The organism is Haloarcula sp. H-GB4, assembly GCF_030848575.1.
Lineage (GTDB): Archaea > Halobacteriota > Halobacteria > Halobacteriales > Haloarculaceae > Haloarcula.
The window spans coordinates 90628-108089 of record NZ_JAVDDX010000003.1 but is presented as its reverse complement, the minus strand read 5'-3'; the positions used below and the strand labels follow the sequence as shown (position 1 = coordinate 108089).

Below are 17462 nucleotides of genomic sequence, written 5' to 3'. Positions count from 1 at the left end.
GCTAGATGAGGGGCTTACAACCGCGAATGGGTCCGAATCGTTTATCCTATCTTCACATTTTTGTCGAATTCTGACATAACTACGCTTCCTGTATTGTCCGTCACCCGAACAGTGGTATCCGTATCGAGTGCCACAGCGTCCGCAACCTGTTCCGTTCCATTGACTGGCACGTCGATCCGGTCGACGTCCGGGATCAGACAGTCACGATACCCGTCACGTTCGAGCAAGGCATCTCCGCTGGGAAAATGCCAGACCCGCGTCACAGCTCGGAACACTGGCATCGACGCCGGCGCTTCGACGTGCCTGATAGCTCTCTTCTCCGTCAAGCGACGTTGTACGTCCATCATAGCTGTGCAGAATCGGCAGGAGCTATTGGCTCGCGACTATCTGAACGACGGGCAGGGACCGACCGTGTCGGCGTCTGTGTGATGTCCGTCATGTGTCTTCGCGAGTACCGGCCGTCGACCGATGGCACTCTGCCGAAATAACCGCAGGAATGAGGAAATACTAAACTGTTTAGCAACGAAGTATTTTGAACGCAGGTGTTTATTATTGAACCCTCCATCGAAAACACGGCAACTGAACCACTCCGTTCACGGTAGATGGCGACAACTCGAACGAGTGTCCACGTATCGCGCCAGTGTTCTCAGTGATCACTTCGTGCCCGGGAGCAGCAGATGAGAGACGCCGGGAGCCCATTCGACACGGCTCAGGTTCTCGTTGTTGGTTCTACAGGCTGGACCGAGCCGCTCTCAGAAGCGCTTAGAGCGAGCACAGAGGCTACTATCCTCGCTGCTGAGACGATATCGGACGCCCTCGAGACGGTTCGGAAGCGCTCGGTCGACTGTATTGTCACGAGAAAGACACTCGATGACGGGAGTGGCATTGAACTGACCCGACAGCTCCGAGACTTGGCCCCGGATCTCCCTGTCATCCTCGGGACTACGGACGGAAGCGAAGCCCTGGCGAGTGAGGCAATCGAGGCCGGCGTTTCCGACTACGTACCCCTCGCAGGGACAGACGGCCTGCGGATAGACGAGGTAATTGAGCGAACCGAGAAGACGCTCCAGTCCGCCCGGCGAACGATCACACAGCGCGAACGGGCACGGCAGTTCGACGCCGTCTTTCACGACACACAGACGGCCACGTGGGTCCTCGACCCGGATGGCTCGCTCGTCCGTGTGAATCAGACAGGACGAGCAATGATTGACGAGGACGTGGACACGGCCATCGGTGACCTGTTCTGGACGCTGCCGTGGTGGTCACAGTCCGATGCGACAGAACGCGACATCCGGCAACTTGTCGAGGCTGCACGCGACGGGCAATTCGGCAACGTCGTCGTTCATCAGCCGTCCACGGCCACGGACCGCGTTATCGAGCTGTCAGTTCGTCCGGTCGAGAACGACTTCGGCGATGTCACCTCGATCGTGATCGAAGGGATCGACATCACGGAGCAGGTCACCCTCGATCGTGACCTCCGTCAATCTGAGGAACTTCACCGGGTCACGCTCAGCAATATGACCGACACCGTCCTCATGACGAACGAGGGCGGGGAATACACCTACGTCTGCCCGAACGTCCACTTCATTTTTGGCTACACTGACGACGAGATTTGCGAGCAGGAAACGATCGACACGCTCCTTGGCGAGGACCTGTTCGACCGGGCGGAACTCGCTGAGAAGGGCGTTCTGAAGAACATCGAGTGTACAGTCACCGACAAAGCTGGTCACGAGCACACGTTGCTGGTCAACGTCCGCGAAGTCTCAATTCAGGACGGCACACTGCTGTATAGCTGCCGGGATATCACGAAACGGAAACAGCGCGAGGAAGCGCTGACGACGCTGCAGGAGACCGCACGGAAGTTCCTCTACACGGAGACCAATCAGGAAATCGCCCAACACATCGTCGATGACGTGCTCAGTGTGTTCGACGTCTCCGCGAGCGCAATCTATCTGCACGACGCCGAGACGAACGAACTCCTCCCTGTTGCACAGTCACGGGCGATGACCGAACACCACGGACCGCTTCCGGCTGTCCGCACGAACGATGACACGCTTCCGAGCTACAGTTTCGTCAACGACGAGACACTCGTGTTCGACGATGTTCACACGTCGGATCGATTGGAAAACCGGGCAACTGACCTCCGGAGTGTTATGTTCATTCCGCTCGGCACCCACGGCGTGTTCGTCACCGGGTCGACGGCTGTCGGAGTGTTCGACGACCTGACACAGGAACTCACCGACCTGCTCGCAGCAACTGCCGAGGCTGCTCTCGACCGAGTCGTCCGGGAATCCCAGCTTCGGGAACAGGACCGTGAACTCCAGCGGCAAAACGAGCAACTGACTGCTCTGAATCAGATCAACAACACGATTCGGGAGATAGACCAGACGATCGTCAGTGCGGAAACACAGGAGGAGATCACTCATACCGTCTGCGAACGGCTGACTGACACGGACCGATTCAAGTTCGCATGGATCGGGAGCGTCGACCCGGGCGGTACTACCGTCGAACCGCGAGCCTGGGCCGGCACTGACCAGGGGTATCTCGACAGTCAATCAATCGCCGTTGCGGCCTCCGAGACTGAGCCCGCGGGCCAGACGGCTGCGACCGGCGACGTGACGATGATCCCAAATGTCGCCGCTGATCTCCGGAACGCGCCATGGCGGTCGGACGCGCTCACGCGTGACTTCCTCTCTGTGCTGAGTATCCCACTGGTGTACAACGACCTCAGGCATGGAATCCTCACCATCTATGCCGACACGAAAGACGCGTTCGATGAGACAACGCGCACCGTGTTGCGTGAACTTGGCGAGACGATCGCCTCGGCACTCAGCGCTATCGAACGGAAACATGCGTTGCTCACGTCGTCGGTAACCCGCGTTGAGTTCGTCATCGATGACGAGCGGTTCCTCTTGTCGCGACTCGCTCGGTCGACTGGGTGTACCATTTCCTACGAAGGTGGCATTCAGCACGCGCCGGCCGGTAACAGCGTGTTTGTGGCGGTCGAAGACGCTGACGTGCAAACGGTCGCGGCGGCTGCGGCTGACATGACGACGATCGACGACGTGACACAGATAAGTGATGACGACACTGACAGCGGTGTCCTGCGGCTGGAGCTGTCACAGCCGTTCCTCGCGCTGGAACTTGCTGACCACGGCGCTATCTTCCGGGAAGCGACCGCAGACCCGGAGGGAACGACACTCATCGTCGATGTACCACAGAGCGTCGACGTTCGAAACATCGCACAGTTGGTCGACAGTACGTTTTCCGGCGTCGAACTCAAGCGCAAAGAAACGCTTGAGCGGGGTATCGAGCAGGATCGCAGTTCGGAGTTCCTCAGGGACCTCACGGAGCGACAGCTCGAAGTGATTCAGACCGCCTACTACAGCGGCTACTTCGAGTCACCGCGCACAAAGTCCGGCGAAGACATCGCAACGATGCTCGAGATTTCGCCACCAGCGTTCTATCAGCACGTGCGGACAGTCCAGCGGAAACTGTTCACAGCATTGTTCGAAGACCGGAGCGTTTCGAGTCGGGAGGCGTAAGATGGGGTTCAATAATAAACAACCAAATCCACCCCTGCCTCTTTGTTTAACCTCTGAATATTCCTTTGATGTCCTTCTATTCCTTAATCGAGTACTGGCGGTCGGAAACCGTCACTCGTGAATACACATGAGAGATGTAGAGCAAGACCACGACGAGAAGACACCGTACGAGTGCTTTGCATGTGGCAAAGTCATCACTGCAGTGAGCCAACCGGAGAACTGTCAGGACTGCGGCGGTGAAATGCGCAACCGACTCACTCCGCTGGAATAACGATGGGACCGGAACTGAGCTCCACTTCTCCATCGGGAGACTCGTCGACGTCGTCCGAACCGGAATCCGCGCTCGAAACAGCCCGTTTGCAACTCCACAGGGCTGCGGACCACCTCGATATCGACCCGAACATTGTCGCACGACTCAATCATCCGCAAAACGTCCATGAGGTTACCGTCCCGATTGAGCGGGACGATGGCACAGTGGAAGTGTTCACCGGGTATCGGGCCCAGCACGATAGCGTCAGGGGACCGTACAAAGGCGGGCTTCGCTATCACCCTGACGTGACCAGGGACGAATGTGTCGGGCTTGGAATCTGGATGACCTGGAAATGCGCGGTGATGGACCTCCCCTTCGGCGGCGCAAAAGGGGGTATCGCGGTCAATCCGAAAACGCTGAGCCGAGACGAAAAAGAACGGCTCACCCGCCGGTTCGCGCAGGAACTCCGCGAGGTCATCGGGCCAAACCGGGACATACCAGCCCCGGACATGGGAACGGACCCACAGACGATGGCCTGGCTGATGGACGCCTACTCCATGCAAGAGGGCGAGACGATTCCGGGTGTTGTCACCGGGAAGCCGCCGATTGTCGGTGGGAGCGAGGGGCGTGAAGACGCGCCCGGCCGGAGTGTCGCGATTATCACACAGTTGGTCTGTGAGTACTACGACCAGCCACTGTCGGAGACCACGGTCGCAGTACAGGGCTACGGCAGTGTCGGTGCGAACGCAGCACGGTTGCTTGACGAACAGGGCGCGACTGTTGTCGCGATCAGCGACGTGAACGGGGCAATGTACGACCCCGACGGAATCAATACGGCGACAGTCCCGTCACACGACGAGGAACCGGAAGCGGTCACCGAGTACGCCGACACCGTGATTTCGAACGATGAACTGCTGACGCTGGATGTCGATGTCCTCATTCCGGCAGCGCTCGGAAACGTCATTACCGAAGCGAACGCGGACGACATCGCTGCGGATTATGTCGTCGAAGGGGCAAACGGCCCGACGACGTCCACTGCTGACTCCATCCTCGCTGACCGGGATGTCGTTGTGATTCCGGACATTCTGGCGAACGCCGGCGGCGTCACGGTGAGCTACTTCGAGTGGCTACAGGACATCAACCGTCGGTCGTGGTCACTCGAGCGAGTGAACGACGAACTCGACGAAGAGATGCGAGCGGCCTGGGACGCAGTCCGAACGGAGTTCGAAAACCGCGACATCACGTGGCGCGATGCGGCGTATGTCGTCGCCCTGTCCCGTATCGCGGAGGCTCACGAAGCACGGGGGCTCTGGCCGTAGCACCGGCGTTGCAGATTTCATAACGGGACCCACAACTGTCGCTGTCGGTACCAAGAAACCGCTGCTAACGCTGCCCTCAGTAGCAAAACTCGAACCGTGCCCCGCCAGCAGCGCCTTCCGTCACACGGACAGTCCAGCCGTGTGCTTTGGCGATGTCCTCCACGATGGAGAGCCCGAAGCCAGTGCCTCCCTTGGTAGACGTAACGCCGTGTTCCAGTACTTCCCCACGCTTTGCTGATGGAATCCCATCGCCGTCATCCACGACGTAGAACCCGTCACCGCCCTCTAACTGCCCGACGGTTACCGTGACGGCGTCCCCGCCATGCTCGATAGCGTTTCTGAAGAGGTTCTCGAACAGTTGTGTCAACCGGCTGGCGTCACCAGCCACTGTCGGGACCGTGTCAGCAACCGTCAGCGTTGCTTCAGCGGTGTCGACGTATCCCCAGGCTTCCGTCGTCACGGCCGCAAGATCGATCTGTTTCGTATCCGTAACTGTGGTCTCACCGCGCGCCAGCGTCAGGAGGTCGTCGATCAACCGCTCCATACGGCCATGTGCCGATTCGATTCGGTCCACGTGACTGAGGTCACCTGTCTCTTCGACGATGTCGAGAAAGCCGATAGCGATGGACAGCGGGTTCCGGAGGTCGTGGGCGACAACACTGGCAAACTCATCGAGCCGCTCATTCTGTCGCTGGAGTTCGGTTTCCCGGCTTGCACGGGTGAATGCCGCCTTGACGGTTGCGCCCAGTATCTGGAACAGATCCACGTCTGCTTCAGAGAAGGTCTGTTCCTGTGGCGTTCCGACACCCATAAGCCCGAACTCCCCCAGTGGCACGAACAGACCGCTTCTGAGATTCGTGTCGGCTTCGCCGAGCGATGTCACGGATTTGATGTCGTCGTATCGACGCACTTCTGATGTTTTAAACGCCTCCCAGGCAAGCGACTCATCGGACTGCAACCGTGGTAGTTCACCGAGCAGTTCCCTTGTGGCCGCACTCGTCGTCAGTGGAACAAGCTCGTCTGTCTGGTCGGTGTACTCCCAGATACTGGTGAGTTCGAACCCAAGAATTTCGACAGCAGCCTCAATAGCGATGTCGCCGATTTCGGCACTCGACTGTGCGCCACTGAGCCGCTGTGCTGTTTCCTGCAGTGAGCGGAGCTTCGACTCTAACTGCTTCTGTTCAGTGATATCCTCTAGAACAGCCAGTACGCTCGTTATCTCTCCGTCGGGAGCGGTGATTGGTGCAGCCGACAGGAGCAACTCTAGTTCCTCACCCGCCTTCGTCTTCCGTTGTACTTCCTTCCCCCTGATTTGATCGCCGCTCAAAACGCGCTGTCGGTGGGACTCAAATTCAGCCTGCTGCTCATCCGGGACCATCGGATTGCCCTCGCCAAGCACCTCCGCCCGTGACCAGCCGAACATATTCTCGGCCCCATCGTTCCAGCGGATGACCGTCCCGTCTGTGTCGATTTCCATGACAGTGAGCGGTGTCGCTTCGATGAGTGATTCAAGTCGCTGGTTCGTCGTTTCGAGTTTGCGTTGTCGGTCGACCTGTTCGGTTACGTTGCGGGCGATACCGACGATCCGGACGATCTCATCGCCGAGCATAACTGGTGCGAGGCTCGTGTCCCAGAACCGCGCGTCGTCAGCGATGTCCAGCTCTTCCCGATACGAGATCGGCGCACGCTCCTCGAAACAACGAGTGTAGTTCGCCGCGAGTTCGGCACCACGCTCGTCACCGAAGATCTCCCGTGGTGTTTCCCCTCGAACCTCGTCAGTCGTGAGACCTGTCTGTGACTCGTAGCCGGGGCTGAGTCGCGCAAACTCGAACACTGGATCGTTACCAGTCGTATCGACATCGAGCATGAATATGGCGTCACCTGAACTATTGAGCAGTGCCTCGTACTCCTCAGCAAGTTCCTGATGCGCTCGTTCCTGGGCTTTTCGCTCCGTGATATCCTGAAAAACGCCTCGAAGCACGGGCTCATCGTCCTGTGGGTCGTCGACGCGTTCTCCCCACGCCCGAACGTCGCGCACGTCGCCATCAGTGCGCACAATCCGGAGATCGATGTCGTACGGTTCTCGGTCCGCAATCGTCTGCTCGACTGCCTGCGAAATCTTTTCTCGGTCGTCAGGGTGATAAAAACCAAGCGCGTCATCGAGTGACGGGTCATACTCGTCGTCAACGCCGTGAATCCGACGAACGCCGTCAGACCAGTCGAGGCTGTCTATCGACGGGAAATACTCCCACACACCGATATCTGCGATATTCTGTACCCGCTCGAACAGGAATTCCTGGCGCTTGAGGTCAGTCTGGTCCTGCATCCGCGATATTTCGGCGCTCACGAGCTCCGAGAGTAGCTCCACGAACGTTTGCTCAAGCGCTCCGAAGGGCGCGACTCGCGTTGTCGGACTCGAAAAATTGACCGTCCCGTACCTGACTCCATCGACGATGAGTGGCACCCCGATATACGATTCCAGCTCCAACTCACGATACGCAGGGTGGGTTTCTTTGCCATCAGCGACAGCATCTGCGAACGAGCAGACTGCATCTGTCCCGACCACCTCCGCGCAGTACGTCGATTCGAGGTCGAACAGGTCCCCGGATTCGATTTCCGTATCCGGGGCGTGTACTGCCCTGACCGTGTAATCATTGCCCTGAACGTGTGAGACGATTCCGATGTCGAGCCCGAGCGTCTGGCAGCCAAGTTCGAGCAATTCTTCGAGGCGCGCCTCAGCAGCGATATCACCCTTTGCCATGACAGTCTGGAGTTCCCGAAGTGCATCCCGCTCCTGCTCTAACTGTCGCTTTGCCATGCTCTGTTCGGTGATGTCACGGGCAACGACGAGCACCTGCCGATCATCGTCGCCCCGGAACGGTGTGACGCGGACGTCTAACGTCCGCTCGCCACCGCCGGTCGTCACATCGATTTGCAGGTCTGCGTCGTACAACCCTGTAACGCCACCGTCGCTCTCGATATCAGTGACTGTCGATTCGACCGCCGCTGTGAACCGCTCGGCATCGGACTTGGACATCCGGTCTCCCACGACTGCTTCCAACTGCTGTCCCGTTATCTTGGTCGATTCTTTCCCGGTCACGAGTCGTCTCGAAGCGGTGTTCGCGAACTCGATTGTCCCTTCATCATCGAGAACAAATACAACGTCGTGGATGTTTTCGAGGATCGCTTCACTGCGCTCTAACTCCAGTTCTCGCTCCCGCTCTGCCGTGGTTTCCCGTGAAAAGACGGTCAGACCGTCATCGTCGGGAAAGACTCGTATTTCGACCCAGTAATCCAACGGTTCGCCAAGGTACTGTTCGAACGACACCGGGTCGCCGGTCTCCATCGCGGTTCGGTATTTCTCTTCGAGTTCCGTTCCAACTATCGAGGGGAACTCTTCCCAGATAATCGTCCCGACGATAGTTTCCGGTTCGCGGTCGACGCGCTTTGCCATCTTCTCGTTTATATATTCGATCCGCCACTCGCTATCGACGGCATAAATCCCGTCAGTTGCCCGCTCCAGCGTTCGTTGGAAGCGGTCGGACAGTCGCTCGGCGGCCGCTTGTTTGTGGGCGGCCTCGGTGAGCGTCTGGATGCGGCTCGCGAGCAACTCGAAACTGTTCTGGCCCGCGTGGACCGGAACGTAATCGGAGACCCCCGCCTGTGTCGCTTCGCTTGCAATTTGCTCGCTCCCTCGGCCGGTAAACAAGATCGTCGGTAGTTCGTACTGCTCCGTTCGTAACCGATCTAGGAGGTCGATTCCCGTCCCGCCCGGCAATGAGTACGATGTGACCACGCAATCGATAGCCGAAGTTGCAAGCGAGTCGAGAGCAGCCTCGATACTCCCGACTGTTGTGACGTCAAAGCTAGATGAGATACTCAGGAGCTTCGTCTGCGCTAATTCAGCAAAGTCACCATCATCGTTTACATACAAAACCTGAATGGAATCGGGAGTCCCGCCACCTGCATAGGCCATTGCCACAACTATGTATCGAGCTTTTATGAATCCACTGCGCCAGTTCTTATATGTGATATTATAATAGGCAATAATATCTGTGCCAGCCAACCTAACTACGTCTCAAGCGGCCTGTACGCACTCATTCGGATAGTGCCGAAATTCAACAAATAAATGACGGCCCTATCGGAGTATATATTCTGATACTTGGGTCAGCAACTTTATGGTTCGAAGTTAGGTACAATCGATATTGTGTCAGAGCTGTCGAATATCGTTGTGCTTCATATTGATGATGAACCGGATTTTTTAGATGTGGCATCGGAACTACTTGCACAGCAATCCGATCAACTCAACGTCATAACCGCGGCGAGTGCTGCTAAAGGGCTCGACAGACTTGCTACATGTTCTGTTGACTGTATTATCAGCGACTACCGGATGCCTGAGAAGGACGGCATCGAACTCCTCAAAGCTGTCCGTGCGGAATACCCTGATCTACCGTTTATTCTATTCACCGGTGAGGGAAGCGAAACGGTCGCCAGCGACGCTATTGCGGCCGGTGCAACCGACTATCTCCGGAAAGGGCACGGAACGGAACGATACGAACTCCTCGCGAATCGTATCGAAAACGCCGTCGAACAGTACCGCACCAATCAGCGCGCTACCGAACTTGAACGAGTGCGAGCGCTGGTCAGCAACATTGACCAGGCTCTCATCCGGGCGACCTCGCTATCGGAAATCAAAACACGTGTCTGTGAGATCATTAGCAATTCTGAGCCCTACCGTTTCGCATGGATCGGTGAGCGTAATTCTGAGACAGACCAAATCGAGCCACAGGCCTGGGCCGGCGCCGAGGACACGTATCTCGATACTATTGTTGTCACTGCGGACAACTCCCCGACTGGACGAGGTCCTGCAGGCACTGCCGTCCGGGAACGACGTATTGCGACGTCACAGAATATTCAAGACGACCCGGCGTTCGAGGTCTGGCGAGAGGAAGCACTCGACCGTGGCTATCGAAGCACTGCTGCGGTTCCGCTAGAATACGATGGCACCCTGTACGGTCTCCTGTGCGTTTATTCGTCCCGTCCGTTTGCCTTTGCTGAGGACGAACAGGCATTACTCGGCGAACTCGGGAACAGTATCTCGCACGCCATGCACTCGCTGAAGATCCGAGACGAACTGCGCACAGAGCGGAGCTTTATCAACCAGGCACTCGATTCACTCGCGGACATATTCTACGTCATCGATTCTGCGGGCAACGTCCAGCGCTGTAATGAACAATTCGCAACGCTGGCCGGGTACACTGATGAGCAACTCGCGAATCTTGACGCAGTCAGTCTTTTTCCGGACGACGAACAGGACGCAGTCGCCGGGGCAATAGAGGAAGCACTTTCAACTGGGCATTCGACCATCGAAGCGGAGTTCCGTACCACAGAAGGGAAGCGTGTTCCCCATGAGTTCACTGCTGACCGGTTAACTGATCAGAACGGTGACTTGATAGGGCTTGTCGGCACTGGTCGAAACATCTCCGAACGTACAAGACGTGAACGTGAACTGCAGGATCAAAAAGAACAGCTAGAGCAGTTTGCTGCAACTGTCAGCCACGACCTGCGGAACCCGCTAACTGTCATACAAGGTCGGCTGGAGCTCGTCCAGGCCGAACATTCGAGCGATCACCTTGCTGTGATCGAGACAGCGACCGCACGGATGGAACGCATTGTTGAGGACCTTCTCTGGCTAGCACGGGAGCAACAAGAGATCGGGTCGCTGGAACCTGTTTCGATCGACGCAACCGCTGAGGCTGCGTGGAACCTCGTATCTGACCCTGCAGACGAGGCCGAACTATACTGCGATTACGAGGCCGAGACCCAGCCACTGGTCAAAGCTGATACCGATCAATTTCGGCATCTGCTCGAAAATCTGTTCAGGAACACGATTGATCACGCAGGCCTAGATGTCACTGTCGTTGTCGGAGGGATTTTTGAAGACACCAACGCATTCTATATCGAAGACGACGGCCCTGGAATCCCCGTTGAGGACCGCGAAAAGGTGTTCGAGGCTGGCTACTCGACTTCCGAATCCGGAACTGGGCTGGGCCTCAACATCGTCAAACGAGTCGCTGACGCCCATGGCTGGGATATTCGCGCAACTGAGAGCTCGATGGGTGGGACACGGTTTGAGATCACCGGTCTCGAAGTCGTGGAATAACTCACTATTTACTGTGCTGTCATCCCCCACGCCGTTGCCGCGATTACGGACGCTCAGCGATCGCAGAGCCAATAAAATGGGCCAAAACGTCATAATTGTTATTTCATACCAACTATGAATTATTTGATAGGGTTCTGGTCCCGCGCCACCTCCCCCCACTGAATCCGATCATGTTCATCAAAGGATCAGGGTCCAGAACCCCTCGTCGTGGATGCGGAGTTTGAATGGTGCGGTGTACACCACCCCCGGCTGCCCACCATTCCTTTGCTGTTGAATGGGATGTACTTCTCACGTTATCAGATGGGACTCACGCTGGTGAGAATTGAATAGTTTGCGATCAAACCAACAGACGGCGTGGGGATATCACAAGCATTTTATATACACTCGTATCGGGCCTAGGTGGGTTCTGCGCCCTGCCCAATCGCGCTGGATTCACCCACACGATTGCTCCGGGCTGGAATCCGTCGTCGAAACCGACGACTTCCGATGGTACGTTGCACCCCATCTCTCCCACCCCCACAGCAACGTCCCATCCCTTTCTGTGACCGGTGACGCCGTGCGTTCCGGGGATGACTGCACTGAGTCATTGCGTGAAATTACAACTATGTTAGGAGTTGGCATAAGGCATATCACAAACGGTGCATTACATCTACACGGGTTCTGGTCCCCGCTTTGGGCCGCTTCCTACTTTGCGCCCACTCGCCCCACCCCATGTCTTGGGTCCAGAACCCATCCGTGCCTCTGACTGCAGTGGGTGGCACACCACGGTGCCCATCGCCACCCGTCATCCGCTTTCGCGCAGGCGTGCAAAACTTGCTATCCCTGCTTTTGAGGGGAACTGCTGTTACTGTGAGTCGGCAGCTCTGTTCGTTTCACTGACGATATCCGCGAGTTCCTCGCGGTCGAATAGCTGTTCGCTCTCGGGAATTTCCGGAAGCTCGCCAGCGGTAATCTCGCCCGGCCACTCACCGAATTCGTCTGGATAGAGCTGTTTTCCAAGCATCTCTGTCTGGAAGAGATTGATGATCGGGCCCTGATAGGCTGACCCGCCGACGTAGAGGTTGTCCTCCTGAACGGCGGTGAGTTCCTGCCCCAGCGAACTGTCTCGCATCCCTTCAACTGTCTTTCGGAGCGCATCCTCGCCGTTCCAGTCGCGGTAATTGACGCCGAAGTGGAACACGAGCACGTCGGGATCGACCTCCAGTAGTGCCTCGTAGTCGACTTGGATCCCGGACTGGCCATCGTACTCGCCCTCGAACGCGTCGACAGTGCCGAGATCTCGGTACTGTTTTTTCCCGTATGCCTTGTCGATCTCAGTTCTGGGGTTGTAGGCACGGAAGAACCCCTCGTTGTCGGGGTTTATTTGCGCGTTGAGCAATCCGACGCTCGGCCGGTCGGACGCCGGTGGAACGCGCGACCGCATCTCCTGTAGCGCCTGCTCGTAGAGGGTGTTGATAGCAGCGGCTGTCTCGGACTTTCCGAGCAGTGCTCCGTATCTGCTGACGAATTCGGGGATATCGTAGTAGGGGTAGGACTTATCACCGGGCCAAGTGGGCCAGTCGTCGCCGCGTCTGCGGCGGCTGGCGTTCCCAAAGAAGGGCCCAATCGAATCGTTGATCTCGGAGATATCGCCCTCGTCAGCACCGTAGTACGAAATGAACCGGTTCGGGTCGGTAGCGAATAGGTCCGGGTCGAGTTCGTAGAGAACCTCCGTTCTGAGCGACCAGTCGTCTGTCCGGACCAACTCCAGTGACTCGGGATTAGGGACGTCTACGCCGGGAAGCTGGTCGTAGAAGCCGGTGAACCAGAACTGGTTGCCCTCGGCGGCGACGAGCTTGTCGGCCTCTCCCAGTGCAGTCAGGATGTCCTCCTCAAACCCCCACCCGCCGACAATAGTCTCCGGACTCGATTCAAGTCTGAGGTCGCCGACCGGCGCCATCGTCCCTGAATAGGATCGGTCAGTCTGTGTTTGGGTCTCGTCCGATTCGGTGCCCCCACTCGAAAGCCCAGTACAACCTGCGAGCGAGCCAGTGGTCAGCAGCGCGGTCCCGTACTTTACACACTCTCTCCGCGTCGACCACGTTTTGTCCTGATTAGTCTCCAGCATGAATTTTAGCCCAGCCTAAAATTACAAGTATCCTTCGATTTTTAGCCAGGCCTAAAAATGAGGCAGCCCAGCCATGCGAAACGAGTTGCGGTTGCCGGGACGAGCGGGGCATCTCTAATCCGAGATACTTTTGTGCTAGGAGGGGTTCCATTAGCGGGGTATGAACGAGTTACGCACTGGATTGAGTTATGGCGACGTTCTTCTCGTCCCGAAACGATCACCGGTTGACAGTCGGAGCGACATCGACCTTTCGACGCCGCTTACTCCGACCGTCGAACTGGACACGCCACTCGTCTCCGCTGCGATGGACACCGTTACCGAGGCAGAACTGGCAATCGAGCTTGGACGGTCTGGTGGGTTCGGGGTGCTACACCGGTTCCTGACGCCCGAGGAACAGGCCGAGCAGGTCGAGCAGGTGAAAGAAGCGGGTGAACAGATCGGCGCAGCAGTCGGTATCAACGAGGACTACGTCGCACGGAGCGCGGCCGTGACTGCCGCCGGTGTCGATGCGCTCGTCGTTGATGTGGCCCACGGCCACCTCGACCGGGCACTCGACGCTGTTGAAACCCTTGCAGACGAATTTCCTGACACTGATATCATCGCCGGCAACGTCGCGACACCCGCGGGTGTCAAAGACCTCGCCGCCGCCGGGGCCGACTGTGTCAAAGTCGGTATTGGACCCGGGTCCCACTGTACCACCCGGAAGGTCGCGGGTGCCGGCGTCCCCCAGCTGACCGCTGTCGATGACTGTGCGACAGCCGCCGAAGATCTGGATGTCACCATCTGCGCGGACGGCGGAATCCGCACGTCCGGTGATGCAGTGAAGGCCCTCATGGCCGGGGCAGACACCGTGATGCTCGGGAGCCTCTTTGCCGGCACAGAGGAGGCCCCGGGGGCAGTCGTCGAAGTCGATGGGACACACTACAAGCGCTCACGCGGAATGGCAACCACTGCGGCGGCCGAGGACCGAGATGACAAGCAGAACAACGTCAGCGCCGACGAGGGGGTCGAAGCACTGACCCCGTACAAAGGCTCAGTCGCCGCCGTGGCTGAGGAGTTCTGTGCTGGCATCCGCTCCGGACTTTCCTACTGTGGCGGGCATACCATCGATACGGCCCGCGACAAAGCAGAGTTCATCCGTGTCGCACAGAGTGCGAAGGAACGCGAAGGGTTCCACACGGACCACGACTGGGAAGGCGTCAACGTGGAGAGCGAAGCGACACAGGTCCGCGACGCCGGCACCGAAGCGACAGTCGACAGCGACGACTGAATTGGTTGCAGGCTGTTCCAGAAGCGCGCCTACTCACCACCATCGGTGTAGCCGCCGTCGTTACTCGCTGTCTCCATCAATTGCCACCGGGCCTTCGTCCGTCTCCGCAGCGCTCTGCAACAGAAGATCGGTCCCGGCTGCGGCGACCATCCCGACACCAACTGCACGTAATTGTCGGCGATACGCTGGCTTCACCGTGAGCTGGGACGCGTTCTCGAAGTTCTTCCCGATCATACGCTTGATAAGTTTGACACTGATCTGTGGGAAGAGCGCAGTTACGGCGCCCTGAACGAGTACCACTGCCGCACTGAGTTTCCGGTTCTTTTGACTGCCCATCATACGTATAACTATAGTTGCAAGTGGGATTACCATTGTGCCTAATCCACTGCCGTGAGAAACGTAGAAACTGTTTTATTCTCCCTTACAGCGAGTCGATAGTTCTGGTAATCTGCAGGCTATCTCTACGTCTACCGATAGCCATCTCATAGTGACTGCTGTAGGTCATTTCGGCATCGACCGCACCATGTCGTGCAGTCGTACTGGTACACAGTCACAGCAATCAGGATGAAACCACACCGTCGTCACTCTCTGGGTTGCACACCGCTCGCAAGACCTACGCATCCGATCCGCTCAACTATTTCCAGAGCGTCTCCGGACTCGCTTTCTATCTATGTGGTCGCCGATGACTTCCGTACCTGCACCGCCGAATGCTTGTACTCGGGAATCTTGGCGACCGGGTCGAGAGCATCGCCGGTCAGGGCATTTGCGAGCGGGTCCAGATAGTGGAACGTGCAGAACACGACTCCGGACCGAATAGCCGCCGTCACAGCCGCCGACACCGTCACGCTGTCTCGGTCGTTCTCGACGACGACGGTATCGCCGTCCTCGATGCCCCGAGCGGCAGCGTCGTCCGGGTGGATCTCGAGGACGTCCTCTCCGCGCATTCGCATGAGCGTCTCCGACCGGCGAGTGAGTGCGCCGCTGTTGAAGTGCTGGAGCGCGCGCCCTGTCGTGAGAACGAGTTGCTCCCCAGAGACGGCATCGGCTGGCGGCGTCGGCAAGACCGGGCGAAGCGGAGCGGTTTGCTGGCCCGAAGCGAACGTCTCCGTATGGAGCACGTCGGTTCCGGAATCGGCGTCTGCCGGGAACGGCCACCGCTGGTAGCTCTCACCGATGCCGTCGTAACTCATGCCGGCGTACAGCGGATTGACTCGCGTTAGCTCCTCGAACACCGCTTCCGGGCCGTCGTAGTCGAACGCGTCTGACTGGTTGACCAGCCGCTGACCGAGGTCAGTGAGGATATCAAGGTCACGGCGAGCGTTCCCGGGCAGGTCAGCGTTCGGCCGCATCCGCATCACCCGCCGGTCAGTGTTGGTCACTGTTCCCGCTTTCTCCCCCCAACTGCTTCCCGGGAGCACCACATCGGCGTGGTCGACGGTTGCAGTCTCGAAGAGGTCGATGACGACGCAGAAATCGAGGTCGTCGAAACTGGACCGGACAGAACTGGCGTTTGGTTCCGTGACAGCGGGGTTCTCACCGAAGACGACTGCAGCTTTGACCGTGTCACCGAACTGGTGTGTCGCAGTCGTCTCTGTCAGGCCGGGTTCGCTCGGCGGCTCGACGCCCCACTCGTCTGCGACTCGCTGTCGGGCATCCGGGTCCGTGACGGGTTCGTAGCCGGGAAGCACGCTGGGAAGCGCTCCGACGTCGCCGGCCCCCTGCACGTTGTTCTGGCCACGGAGCGGGTTCACGCCGGTCCCCGGGCGACCGACGTTGCCGGTCAGCAGTGCGAGGTTCAACAGCGCGTGTACGTTGTCGGTCCCGGACGTGTGCTGGCTCATCCCCATTCCGGTGACAATCGCCGCACTATCGGCCTCAGCGTACGCCCGGGCTGCGTCCCGAACGGTTTCCGCGTCGACGCCGGCCACGTCGGCACCCGACCCGACGTCGACATCGTCAAGGTGTGCTGTCAGGTCCGCGTAGCCGGTCGTCCGTTCCTCAACAAAGGACTCGTCGACGAGTTCCTCATCGAGGATGACTTTCGCCATCGAATTGAGGAGCTGGATATCGTATCCGGGGCGAACGTCGAGGTGGATGTCGGCGGCATCGGTCGTGTCTGTCTCGCGCGGGTCAATATGAATGAGCGTGCCACCGTTGCGAATTGCCGGTAAGAAGTACGAACGGAAAATGACTGGATGCTGTTCGGCCGGATTTGCGCCGGTGACGAGCAGACAGTCGGTTTCGGCGAGGTCATCGAGCGTGTTCGTCATCGCCCCGGCACCGAGGCGCTCGCTCATCGCGGCCACGGTCGACGAATGACAGAGGCGGGCGCAGTTGTCGACGTTGTTGGTGCCGAGCATCCGCGCAATCTTCTGAAAGACGTAATTCTCCTCGTTCGTACAGTTCGACGAGGCAAAGAACTCGACGGCGTTCGGCCCGTGCTGGTCGATGATTTCGGTGAGTCGGTCGGTCACGCGAGCTAGGGCAGCCTCCCAGGATGCGGTGACGAAGCGACTGCCCTCCCGGACGAGTGGCTCGGTCAGCCGGTCCTCGTGTTCGACAACGTCGAATGCGGCCCCTCCCTTGGGACAGATCTCTCCCTTCGTGTTCACTGGCCCCGCTGTGCCGGTTGCCTTCCCGTTGCCCGCGTACTCTATCGTACAGCCGACGCCACAGTACGGACAGACTGTCTGCTCGGCCCGGGGGTTTCGGTCCTGATTGGTGCCCATCTGTACATTGGATGATAGGAACGCAGCTACAAGTAGCCCATCGGTAAAACGTAGGCGGGTTTATCAGCGTGAGGATACT

The 17462-nt window shown here is 58.3% G+C and carries 10 protein-coding genes; 5 read left to right on the top strand and 5 right to left on the bottom strand.

Going from position 1 to position 17462, the window contains the following annotated elements; translation table 11 throughout:
- Positions 1-41 precede the first annotated feature (41 nt).
- The gene (locus tag RBH20_RS16735; RefSeq protein WP_306710730.1) at positions 42-281 is read right to left on the bottom strand and encodes a hypothetical protein; all 240 of its coding nucleotides are present in this window, start codon (positions 279-281) and stop codon (positions 42-44) included.
- A 396-nt stretch (positions 282-677) separates the two neighbouring features.
- Here RBH20_RS16735 and RBH20_RS16730 point away from each other — a divergent pair, with 396 nt between their 5' ends.
- The 3 genes from RBH20_RS16730 to gdhB all read left to right on the top strand — a co-directional run bounded on the left by RBH20_RS16730 (position 678) and on the right by gdhB (position 5114).
- A complete protein-coding gene (locus RBH20_RS16730) occupies positions 678-3545 on the top strand; it encodes a bacterio-opsin activator domain-containing protein (protein WP_306710728.1) in 2868 nt (955 codons plus the stop codon).
- Positions 3546-3672: 127 nt separating this feature from the next.
- Positions 3673-3816 (top strand): rubrerythrin-like domain-containing protein, encoded by a 144-nt coding sequence (locus RBH20_RS16725; protein WP_306710726.1) that lies wholly within the window; start codon positions 3673-3675, stop codon positions 3814-3816.
- Between the two features lie 2 nt (positions 3817-3818).
- Complete coding sequence (gdhB, locus tag RBH20_RS16720; protein WP_306710724.1) at positions 3819-5114, top strand: glutamate dehydrogenase GdhB; 1296 nt, start codon at positions 3819-3821, stop codon at positions 5112-5114.
- A 76-nt stretch (positions 5115-5190) separates the two neighbouring features.
- Here the strand turns inward: gdhB and RBH20_RS16715 are convergent, their stop codons facing one another.
- Positions 5191-9090 (bottom strand): PAS domain-containing protein, encoded by a 3900-nt coding sequence (locus tag RBH20_RS16715; protein ID WP_306710722.1) that lies wholly within the window; start codon positions 9088-9090, stop codon positions 5191-5193.
- 231 nt (positions 9091-9321) lie between these two features.
- Here RBH20_RS16715 and RBH20_RS16710 point away from each other — a divergent pair, with 231 nt between their 5' ends.
- On the top strand, positions 9322-11277 hold the full coding sequence (locus tag RBH20_RS16710) for an ATP-binding protein (protein ID WP_373567971.1): 1956 nt from the start codon (positions 9322-9324) through the stop codon (positions 11275-11277).
- A gap of 844 nt (positions 11278-12121) precedes the next feature.
- Here RBH20_RS16710 and RBH20_RS16705 read toward each other — a convergent pair.
- Positions 12122-13216: an ABC transporter substrate-binding protein gene (locus tag RBH20_RS16705; protein WP_373567975.1), complete on the bottom strand. Its 1095-nt coding sequence runs from the start codon at positions 13214-13216 to the stop codon at positions 12122-12124.
- Positions 13217-13544: 328 nt separating this feature from the next.
- On the opposite strand from RBH20_RS16705, the gene RBH20_RS16700 reads away from it, so the two are divergent.
- The gene (locus RBH20_RS16700) at positions 13545-14654 is read left to right on the top strand and encodes a guanosine monophosphate reductase (protein ID WP_306710719.1); all 1110 of its coding nucleotides are present in this window, start codon (positions 13545-13547) and stop codon (positions 14652-14654) included.
- A 60-nt stretch (positions 14655-14714) separates the two neighbouring features.
- Here the strand turns inward: RBH20_RS16700 and RBH20_RS16695 are convergent, their stop codons facing one another.
- Together RBH20_RS16695 and fdhF are read right to left on the bottom strand one after the other, a co-directional pair.
- Complete coding sequence (locus RBH20_RS16695; protein ID WP_306710717.1) at positions 14715-14993, bottom strand: hypothetical protein; 279 nt, start codon at positions 14991-14993, stop codon at positions 14715-14717.
- 329 nt (positions 14994-15322) lie between these two features.
- A complete protein-coding gene (fdhF, locus tag RBH20_RS16690; protein ID WP_306710715.1) occupies positions 15323-17383 on the bottom strand; it encodes a formate dehydrogenase subunit alpha in 2061 nt (686 codons plus the stop codon).
- Between the last annotated feature and the right edge of the window lie 79 nt (positions 17384-17462).